Genomic DNA, 9,801 nt, shown 5'->3' with positions numbered 1-9,801 from the left:
TATTGGCTATTTGATGATCCTGTTGATGCTCCTGCTCAGTATTGCTGAGTACGTTGTTCGTCGTGAGCTAGCCCAGGAGAAGGCCTTTATCATCGGACCTGGAAAGGTAAAAATGACCAAACCCTCATTGTTGGCGATTTATAGAATCTTCTACTCAGTAGCAACCGTCTCAATAACTATCGACGGTCAGATCCATCGGGGTTTTAGCAAGGAGCTGGCTCCTAACGTCAAAACAATTTTGCGCTATTTAGGGATTCCTGAGAACATCTACATCAGAGGTGCATCATAATTTAAAAGTTCTGAATTAAATTATGAAAAAGTTATGATGTATTCAGCGGAATATGAGATAGAATGTCAGGTATGCTGTAGATATGACAGTCTAAAATAGAGTGTGGACAGTGTAAAATAGACAGTCTTGTCTTCACAGAATAAAACAGCTAGGCCGTCCCCACTTTCCCTACGGGAAAGAAAAAGGGCTATTGGGGAGATCCTTTTTCGTCAAACTTTTATTCTGAATTTTTTCTTCACATCAATTAACTAATTCACTCTCAATTATTTAAGATATCATAATTATCCTCTGTATGTACTTATAGGGGCTGTGGATAGAAATCCATCGGCCCCTTCAAAAGACTTGCCACAATTGATTCAAAATTTGATTTCTTTTCTGCCATTGTTGATTTGATCGGTGATGCCTTAAGTTCTACTTAATTTCTCGTTGCAGAAATGTCCTTTAATGCAAACTCAAAAATCTGATTCAGTTTGCTGATAAGCTCATCCTTCATATAAGCCTGGTGGTTAACCAAAACATGCCCCTTTTCAGTCATTTCAAGTCTGACAAGATGGTTGGCAAGTGCTGTAGGTGCTGCAAAAATCCGCTCAACCGTTTTAAAACTGTTGTTCTTTCCACCTAAACGCACTTTTAGATCAAAGCCAAAGCACTGCAGCCATGTTCTGTAAAACTCAACACCCATCACTTTTCCTGCCTCGCCAAATACAAGTACATCGTTTTCCGGTTTGTCAGTCTGAGCATGAAAAAGGAAGCTTTTGTCTGTGAGTACTGAGGCATAGGTTGGCTTTAGGTCAATATTGACTTCATGCATTCCTGGTGTAACCACCATAAAGGCTGGCAGAAGCCAGCGTATGTCACCACTTTTAATAGAATCGCCCATGGTTGAGGCAAATTCAGAAAAAGTTATGGAGGGTACTTCTGTCATGGCATAATCAAGCATATTTTTAAAAGTAGCACGCCTGAAAGCGTCAATACTGTGCAGAATAAAGAGAAAGGCTTCTAGCTCTACCTTTGGTGGAATATAATTTGGTGCAGTTTCTTCAGGGGCTGTGGCGAAGGCTTCACACCAGGACAAAATGAAATCCTGATAACGCTCATAATATTGTATAATAAAGTTCTCCTGGCTCTCAGTCACTACTGCAGCCGCTGTAGCAAACCTGTTCTCTGTACTGCCGAGATGAACCCACAACTCTTCAAGGGGCATGCTGCCGCCACCACTTCTTAAAACAGCATAGGCTTCTGGCGCAGCAATCAAAGCTGCAGCCCTTTTAAATTTAGGACTCTCTATCATTCCTTCATATTGACTTAAAGTCCCTGCTTCTATAGGAGTATTTAAACCCTTGAAGAATGAGCCCTCTTGGATTGTATGCTTCAGCTCTCCAATCAGCAGGCGGAGAATATCCGTCTTTTTAATTTCAAAGGTTATTGGTAACTTAAAGCTATCCATTTTAATCTTCTCCCCTTTCTGAATTTTCTGTTGCCTGGAGAGGGTCTTGAAAAATCCCCTCTCCATTTTCCCACATTTTTCCATTTTGAAGATATTTTGGCTTTCGACTTCCTGGAAGGTTGAGATACGGGCAATCATATATGGTACTCCGCAGTACCAATGCCTCATCCTCCGGAGCAATCCACAGCACTTTACCTGCCTTGATCCAAGGTGCAAGGTCAAAATCCCACTCCTGGGGATCTGGCGTCAACTGTATGCGTTGGCCTGGCGAAAGCATTTCAGGAAAAGGCGTGCCCGATTCCCAATAAAAATTTGCACCCCATTCGTTGACACGCATTACACTGTCAAGGGGAGGATCAGAAAAATACGTAACAGCATAGGCAGTATGGTTTCCTACCTTGAAACTGGATATCACTGCCTTTACTTGGACATATTCAAGTATACGGGGTATTACATAGGGTACATCAGGCCCAGGTGCACAGATAAAGGGAAAGACCTCCACTGGGCCCTGGGGTTTTAAAGCACCATCCAGTGCAAAAAAAGTACTTAATAGGTCTGACCATGGTCTTATGGGGTGTTCATTGTTCCACCACAGACCATCCAATCCTTGATCGTCAATTGGTATGTTAAAGACCTCACCCGTAAAAGGACAGCGCGAAAGCTTACGAGTAGGAACGAGGGCCAAATAATCCTGTGCCAGGACAGCCATTTCAGCAGATAATTGCTCAAGCATTTCTTGACTGTCAGGCTCCTCCATGATGAACTGGTCATATTGTGCCGAAAGTTTAAAAATCCTCTCCATGAGTTTTTTTCGTTCTGCTTGTTTCATTAGGTTCATCTCCTCCTACACCGGTTTGCTCGAACGGACCACAAGGCTGATGAGCAGCTTTTGCTGATCAGCCGTCAGTTTAGAGCTTCTGTCACTCAAATGGTTAAGCACTGCATCGATATCTTTTGTATCAATAGAACTATAGCTCTTGGTTGGATTGTTTAAGGGATTAAAGGTTACAATTCCTTTTTCCCCTTGAGCTGCCTCTTTGATCATTTTAATTTTAGCCTCAAGATTAAATGCCTTATCATCACTGGCCCAGGAAATCAGGTCCTCATGAAGTACATTTGAACCCTTTTCCTTCATTACAGATTCTAGGAACATCTTTTTAACCTTTTCATTGACAGGAGTTCCATCAAAGTTGGTGATATCATAAATATCCACGTCACCAGTAATATATTTGCCTGTTTTAACATCCACCACAAGACCATTCTTAACAACATACTTGCCCTGCATTTCATAATCAATCATTTGATTGGAAAGCTTCGTATACTCTTGGGTTCGTTTTGCAAATTGCTTTTTAAGTTCACTAATTTCATTGGCAGACATACCCTTAAGCTGACTTTCAGACGGCCATTTAGGTCTATAATATCCCACCAAGCCTTCGCTGTTTTTGGGACCCCCTAGTAACTCATCAAATTTGTTTAGTGTTTTGGCCTTCATATCAACAGCCTTGGGTATCGCCGTGCCCTCGTCAATATATTTTGCAGCATTTTCTGTAACAGGTCTTGTGTGAACCTGAAGGCCAAAATCATCCGCCTTATTTTGAATAATTTTTTTTGAAGTATTAGTTATGCCTTTCATATTGGGAGGATCAGCACTTGCAACAAAATTATTGCCCGTTGAAATAGGAAGCTTTGGCGCAATGCCCTTAGGATTGGGAACAAGGCTTTTACCCGTCGTCAATGTGGATTTTGCAGCAGTACCAGATGCTGCCCCCGTCCCTGCAACGCCAAGCTTGCTTCCAATGGCAGTTGCTGCTTTGCCCGCAGATGCTAAAGACGTTCCCAGTTTAAAGGTGCCTATGCCTACCTGAGTTATTCTATCAATCAGCTTCCTGTTGGGATCCATGGAGTTTTCAAAATTCTGGATGCCCACATTATCCTTAACCCATTGCCAGGCTTTTTGGGGGTCAGTGACAGTGGTTTTGACGTTACTGACAATCCCTGCAGCAATCTGAGCACTTGTCAGAAGTGACCCTTTCAAGGTGTTGCTTATAATCTCTGGACTGTTGTAGATGTCCTTGCCAAGCTGGGTAAGCTCATTGATCGCCTGATTTATCATTTTATCCTTTATTTTCTGAAGCTCGCCAAGCTCATTGACCAGTCGCTTCGGATCTGCTATCAGCTTCACGACGTTTGTGCCGCCTTCTGCAATCTTGCCACCCACATATACCCCAGCAGTATAGATGTCTTTTCCAGTCTCAACAAACTCGTCTCCAATGTTTCTCACAGTATCCCCAATAATTCTGCCGTATCCGGAAAGTTTGTGAGCCATTTCCATATCGGCTTCCTTCCAGCGCTGCTCCCGTTCCAGTTGTTCTCTGCGCCGTGCATCAATCTCCTTTTGGATGGCAGCAATGTCCGCTTCAGCCGCTTTGGCAATCCGGTCCAGTTCCTGCTGCATAGCAGTTTTGCCTGTTGCCTCCAGTTGAAGATTCCTGGCTTTATAGGCTTCATAATCCTTGACTTGCTGTGGGAAGTCCCTGGCATGCTTTTCCAGGTCAAAGGGATTTCCCGTTTCTGCATTAACCCAGCCGCCTGTGGCAGGATCCTTGACAATCAATGTCTGGGCACCACCTGTTGAAGTCGTAACCACCATACTCTCAGGTTCCTCAGGCACACAGGCCGCTGGTGTTTCTGTTCTTTGACCTGTGGAAGACTGGGTTGCTGATTCATCAGGTGCTTTGGGCTTATCATAAGGTAGATCTTGCTCATAGGAATCTGATAGCTTATCAGCATCATATCCTGAGTCACCATCGGTCGTAATGTAGTCTGTTTCACTACTGCTATAGCCCGATGATGCTTCATTATCCCCTATAGAATATGGGTCATCATCAGGCTCATCAGAATTGGCCAATGCCTCGGCCAGAATTGCCCAGGGAGAGCGTTCTTTTTGCTTTCCTTTTGACTTTATAGGCAGTTCCTTTGGTCTTAACATATTGGTTAAAACACTAACCACCACACCCACAAGGGGTGGAAATAAGATTCCGGCAGCCGCTTCATAAGGACTGTCTGGTCCAGGAATATTTCCAACGCCCCCTGCTTTCCCTATTGCTGCCATAACAAATGGCGGCAGATCTGTCTTAACACGGTTGCCGTGCAGTGACAAATCGTAGGTATTTTCATCAGCACCCTTATCTTTTGTGGCCGCTCTTGAATAATAGCCTGTGCCTGTCATATTAATGTCAATACGACCTGCAGGCTGTTTTGTGAGAGTCACAAGAGCTTCAGCTGCAATTTTTGCTTTGTATGGCAGTCCAGTCAGATCAGCCCGAAAGTCAAATCCTGCTGTCACCTGCTGCTCGCTCCGCTCTATCACTTGGCAATTTTGTGAAAAGGTCATCCCTTCATAAATACCTATCAGTTCAATGAAAGCACCCTTATCCAAAACTGTCAGCTCATAGTCTTCCAGAAAAAAGCTGCGTTCTTTGCCTTCTACTGGACCCATGAGGGTACTGGTTTTGTACATATCCAGCCAAACTTTATATGTGCCAGTAAAATTGGTCACAGGATCAACAGGCGCTGAGAGACCAACGTAAAATACTGGTTCACCAGTTTCATCATAAGCAAGGGCTTCCGGTGACGACATATGAATATAATAGACCCCTGCCGGCAGCATCATCTTAGGCTCCGCTGTCCAAATTCCGTTAGCTACGGTTCCAATGCTGGCCCCTTGCGCTTTAAATTCGGCAATGGCAGTTCCGCTCACATCTAGCACCGTGATGGTGCCTGGCTGAGCACCCTTTCCATCATTCCACATACTTAAAAGAATAGTGTCCAACGACATTTCATACTCAAGTTCAAACATGGGTGCATAACGCTGAGGTGGTTTTAAGGCCCATCCCCCATCAAAGGGATTTTCACCTTCCTCAGACACAAACTGTTGCCAGAGCTCCCAAAGAGACTCATCCCCTTCTGAAATATGAACTGCTTTCTCTGTCTGTGGACTTAGAGACTCCTCTAATGCAATAAGTTGGTTTAGCCCATCCAAATACTTTTCATAAGCATTTGCATTATACCCCTTGACCAAATATGCATCTACAGGGGGCAAGAGTCCCTCAAGATAGAGGGTGTAGTCCCCCTTTGGCAGGGTAATGTCTATTTCAGGCAGAAAAGCATACAGCAGGTTTCTCTCAAATCTAAGCAAGACTTCAGAAGACGTTTCCTCTTTTAATCCCCCCATATAAGAAGGCACCGCATTGAAGCCCTGAAAAACATTGCCTTTGCTGTCAACAATGATTAACTCCACTACGCCTGGATCCTGCCCTCCATAAGGGATATAAATGCCTGTAAGAACAGTCTTTTCTGAAAGGTTCATTTGCATTTCACTTGCAGGCACTGTCTTTTCATAAGTTCCAGTATAACCGATCACCAGGTTTGACTTTCCATCATAGTACAACCTGTCAGTATACCAACTTCCCTTCTTTGCCACAACCTTCTCATAGGGTTTTTCAGGTTGTGCCATAGGGCTGCTATTAGCAGCAACTCCGAATGCAAAGCTGAATATATGCATAAATAGCATTGAAAGAAGTATTGCACGGGCCAGAGTTTTTTTCATAGCGGAAGCCCTCCCCCCGACATTAAAGATCCAATAAAAATCACAGCTCCCTCAACCCATGCAGGTACCCTTGAAACATACTGAAAGCCAACAATCCAGATCATAGAGAACAAAAATGCAACCATAGAAGTGGTCAATGTGTTGCGTATTTCCTGCTTGCCCTTTAATTTTCCCAGTTCAATGGAGGCTGCAGTGCCAACAGCCATCAGACCCGCCGAGATAAGTCCTGATATACCAGTCCAGTTCATATAAAACACAGCAGTTGTCAGCATCAATGCAAAGGGTACAAGAAACAGCATCGCCACATCCGTTGCATACCGAACCAAGCGCTTGGCTTGATATTTATCTTTTGCTCTGTTGACCATACCAAGAAAGCCATACATAAATCTCTTAAACAGCCAACCAAAAAAAAGACCTATTATCATACCTATTACAAGGTTGTATGGATTATGCTTATCAACTGGATTGGCAAATGCACTTGCACCCAGCAGCATGAATGAAAACCTCCTTATCCAGTTTCTCATGCCTTTCTTCTCGTCATAGATATCACCCACAGACCACACCTCCTACAAATTTCCTAAATAACCCCAAGAAATCATGACTGCAAGGCCCACCACTGCAGAAATAAAGATGCTTAAGTATGTCTTGCCGTTGGTCAGCTCTCTGATGGTATACATCATTGGACCAACTGCCCAAACAACCCCTGTAACGCCAAAAGCAACTGCAGTCTTCCAACCCAAAGTCAATGAAACCACGGTGCCTATAATCCCGTAAATGAGTGTACCACTGTAGCTTAAACAAAAAGCTGAAACCACCTGAAACATGCTTTCCTCAATGCGTGCAGCTTTTAGTAGTATCCAGACAAACACCGCCACCAGTGGAATTACAAAAAGACCATAGGCTGCCCCTACACCTAATGCAGCAAAAACATAGGGGAATTCTTTTTGTCCAGTTTTATACAGATCCAAACCTGTTTGCAGAAAAAATAACCCGAATGCAAACAATGAAATAACAACTGACAAATACCATCTATTGCTAGACAGTGCTGACTTTAGCACCCCTGCCGGGCTAATCATCATTCCTATGACGGTTCTGAAAAATGAAACCCTTTCCTGCTCCAAAGTTCCTTCCTCCTTTTTTATGTTATTTGGCCAGCCTAAACTGAGAACCAGTCCATTCCACTACAACCGACGTGTTGTATTTTCCTGAAATCACCAGATCCTGTATATAAAAAGGGGGCGGAATCATATTATCTGAAATCATCTTTGGATCTGTTGGATATTCTCCAGCAACAAAACGGACTGTAATTTCAAAGGTATCACCAGAAAGCTCCTTGAGCTGGCCTATCTCCATATATTTTGCAACCTTGTCTGCAGGTATCCTGGACCGATTGCTTTTGCCTGGCTCAATGGTAAAATCAGAAACGCCAAGATATGTTCCATCATCATTCATATTTTCCTTTAGATTTGCAGAGGACGTCAGAACCCATTTGACTCCACTTACATTCTTGATTTCATAGAAAACTTCTTTGACTGCTGTTTCTGCTAAACCGCCTCCTGAACTTTTGCTGCAGCCCATTAGCATACCTACTCCAAATAACATCATTAACGCCATCAATAAAGTCATCGCTTTTCTGTTGCTAATACTCTGTTTACTGCCTATCATTTCATAACCTCCTTATAATCAATCAATTATCACAGGAACTACCCCGGTTTCATTGCGGAACTTTTCTGCTGCATCTGCTATCTCCTGATCATCCCTATACATACGGAGCAAACATGTTTTCTTCATTCGTATCTCTTTTCCATGGGAAAGAGAGATAAAATCTCGCCCAATCTTCACAGCTTCCAGCTGACTGCCTCCCTGATTGAACTGAATGATTTTTGAGTCCAGAAGAATACCGATATGGAGATAAAAATATCTATTTTCTCCGGAAATGACGAGGTTGTTTACCCATTGTCCCCAATTAAAGAATGTGCAGACCGAATATGGAGAATTTGGTTTTCCATGATAACCTCGGCTATTTTTAGCTTTTTATATTCTCTGATTAAAACAATGGTTGAGAATAATGTTATGGGTATGGGAAAATATAAAAGAAAAAGAAGTCATGTATTCGCCTTGAAGTAAAGTTCACTTACACTAATAATGAATAAGCAACGGGACACGGTCGTACCAAGCCCCGCAACAAGTGCAAGCAAGCGAACTTTTTTCTGAATGGCATTCAACTTTCATCCCCTCTTCATAAAAGAACACTTAGTATAATCATAAATAATTTCCCGGTAATGTCACCACCCGAAATGGGCAGTTTGCATATAAATACCCCCTACCTTTTTCGGGTAGGGGGCTTATAGCGCTCTATTTTCTCTATTTATGGCAACCTTTGCCGGATATCCCTGCCTATCAATCATCAAATCAATGAGTTCTGTCCGGCTTTGAATGTTGAGTTTAGAATAAATATTTCTAACGTGAAACTTCACTGTATTATCGCTGATATACAGCTCATCGGCAAATGTTCTGTAGATCTTTCCTTGGATAAGCAGATTTGCCACCTGATACATCAGCCCCGAATTAATCGTAATCACCAGGATGAACAGGCACAAAAAAGCAAGGGGTTTGACAATATACTGATCCCTTCTATCTTTTATTTCTCAGCGATTATCAAAAGAATAAATCCTTGGATCTATTCTTTTAAATCGATATTTCCATGTGTACAGTTTCTTCTTCTCCACTATTTTCTTCCGCGATAATTAAAAAACCTTTCTTTTGCCAAAAATCAAATCCTCCGGGGAGATGTCGATGGGTATGTAGGTATATCTTGTCATAGCCACCCTCTTTGCAAAATTGGATGATATTATCAAATAGCTGAGATCCTATGCCTTGCCTTCTTAAATCTTCATTGATATAGCATCTCCCTAGCTCTGCCGTTGTGCTTTCCTTATATCGTCCTTTTATGGCATCAAATCGATCAATAAATTGTTTTACCGCAATGGTTCCAATTAAGTTGTTATTTTTATCAAAAGCTCCTATAATGGTATTTCTCTTTTCATCTATATAAACTTCCTTCATATTTATAATATCATGATGGTATCGTGGATTTTTACCATGGTTAAATAATTTTTTTACCATGGTAAATAAACCTGAATTATTCATGAAGATCTAAAAAATGAATTTAGACCCTCAAAATTGAGTTTTATCAGTTTTAAAAATCTATATAAAGGAAAAAGTTCCTAAAAAAGGGTAGACTTATCCCGTAATAGTTGTTTTTGGGTTGTTTTTGCCGTTTTGAAATTGCCAAGGTTCACTGTTTTTGCTATTCAAACTTTGGGAGTCGCCTTATGTTTTCAAAGGTTTCGTAGAATTCCTCTTTATATGGGCAGCTGCTACAAAGTTTGAATGTAATATATCTTGCTGATCGGATTATCTTTGATGCAATCTTGATCAACTTTAAGCGGATGG

Annotated in this window: 10 protein-coding genes and 1 pseudogene; 1 reads left to right on the top strand and 10 read right to left on the bottom strand. The window is 42.1% G+C overall.

Annotation, left to right across the window (positions count from 1 at the left end; genetic code table 11):
• A pseudogene (locus tag BUB56_RS18515) lies at positions 1-289 on the top strand (IS1634 family transposase); the annotation flags it as partial.
• 415 nt (positions 290-704) lie between these two features.
• Here BUB56_RS18515 and BUB56_RS18510 read toward each other — a convergent pair.
• The 10 genes from BUB56_RS18510 to BUB56_RS18465 all read right to left on the bottom strand — a co-directional run.
• The gene (locus BUB56_RS18510) at positions 705-1,736 is read right to left on the bottom strand and encodes a hypothetical protein (RefSeq protein WP_110942731.1); all 1,032 of its coding nucleotides are present in this window, start codon (positions 1,734-1,736) and stop codon (positions 705-707) included.
• Position 1,737: 1 nt separating this feature from the next.
• Positions 1,738-2,565 (bottom strand): hypothetical protein, encoded by an 828-nt coding sequence (locus BUB56_RS18505; RefSeq protein ID WP_110942730.1) that lies wholly within the window; start codon positions 2,563-2,565, stop codon positions 1,738-1,740.
• Positions 2,566-2,580: 15 nt separating this feature from the next.
• Positions 2,581-6,345, bottom strand: coding sequence for a hypothetical protein (locus BUB56_RS18500; protein ID WP_110942729.1), 3,765 nt, complete (start codon positions 6,343-6,345; stop codon positions 2,581-2,583).
• On the bottom strand, positions 6,342-6,899 hold the full coding sequence (locus tag BUB56_RS18495) for a hypothetical protein (protein WP_110942728.1): 558 nt from the start codon (positions 6,897-6,899) through the stop codon (positions 6,342-6,344). The genes BUB56_RS18500 and BUB56_RS18495 overlap by 4 nt, the downstream gene beginning before the upstream one ends.
• Before the next feature lie 12 nt (positions 6,900-6,911).
• Complete coding sequence (locus BUB56_RS18490; protein ID WP_207650467.1) at positions 6,912-7,466, bottom strand: hypothetical protein; 555 nt, start codon at positions 7,464-7,466, stop codon at positions 6,912-6,914.
• Positions 7,467-7,488: 22 nt separating this feature from the next.
• Positions 7,489-8,010 (bottom strand): hypothetical protein, encoded by a 522-nt coding sequence (locus BUB56_RS18485; protein WP_110942727.1) that lies wholly within the window; start codon positions 8,008-8,010, stop codon positions 7,489-7,491.
• An 18-nt stretch (positions 8,011-8,028) separates the two neighbouring features.
• Positions 8,029-8,187, bottom strand: a complete 159-nt coding sequence (locus BUB56_RS19605) for a hypothetical protein (protein ID WP_190014748.1) — start codon at positions 8,185-8,187, stop codon at positions 8,029-8,031.
• 503 nt (positions 8,188-8,690) lie between these two features.
• Positions 8,691-8,894: a helix-turn-helix domain-containing protein gene (locus BUB56_RS18475; protein WP_190014747.1), complete on the bottom strand. Its 204-nt coding sequence runs from the start codon at positions 8,892-8,894 to the stop codon at positions 8,691-8,693.
• 139 nt (positions 8,895-9,033) lie between these two features.
• Positions 9,034-9,471: a GNAT family N-acetyltransferase gene (locus tag BUB56_RS18470; RefSeq protein ID WP_190014746.1), complete on the bottom strand. Its 438-nt coding sequence runs from the start codon at positions 9,469-9,471 to the stop codon at positions 9,034-9,036.
• A 184-nt stretch (positions 9,472-9,655) separates the two neighbouring features.
• Positions 9,656-9,801: transposase (locus BUB56_RS18465; protein WP_190014205.1), on the bottom strand; the 146-nt coding region annotated here is incomplete at its 5' end.

It is taken from the genome of Geosporobacter subterraneus DSM 17957, assembly GCF_900142145.1.
GTDB classification, from domain to species: domain Bacteria; phylum Bacillota; class Clostridia; order Peptostreptococcales; family Thermotaleaceae; genus Geosporobacter; species Geosporobacter subterraneus.
The sequence above is the reverse complement of the archived record's forward strand: the minus strand, read 5'-3'. Positions and strand labels throughout refer to the sequence as shown.

Excerpts from the sequence above, each read along its gene's own strand:
- BUB56_RS18510 (WP_110942731.1), bottom strand. The coding sequence starts at position 1,736 with ATGGATAGCTTTAAGTTACCAATAACCTTTGAAATTAAAAAGACGGAT.
- BUB56_RS18505 (WP_110942730.1), bottom strand. The coding sequence starts at position 2,565 with ATGAAACAAGCAGAACGAAAAAAACTCATGGAGAGGATTTTTAAACTT.
- BUB56_RS18500 (WP_110942729.1), bottom strand. The coding sequence starts at position 6,345 with ATGAAAAAAACTCTGGCCCGTGCAATACTTCTTTCAATGCTATTTATG.
- BUB56_RS18485 (WP_110942727.1), bottom strand. The coding sequence starts at position 8,010 with ATGATAGGCAGTAAACAGAGTATTAGCAACAGAAAAGCGATGACTTTA.
- BUB56_RS18470 (WP_190014746.1), bottom strand. The coding sequence starts at position 9,471 with ATGGTAAAAAAATTATTTAACCATGGTAAAAATCCACGATACCATCAT.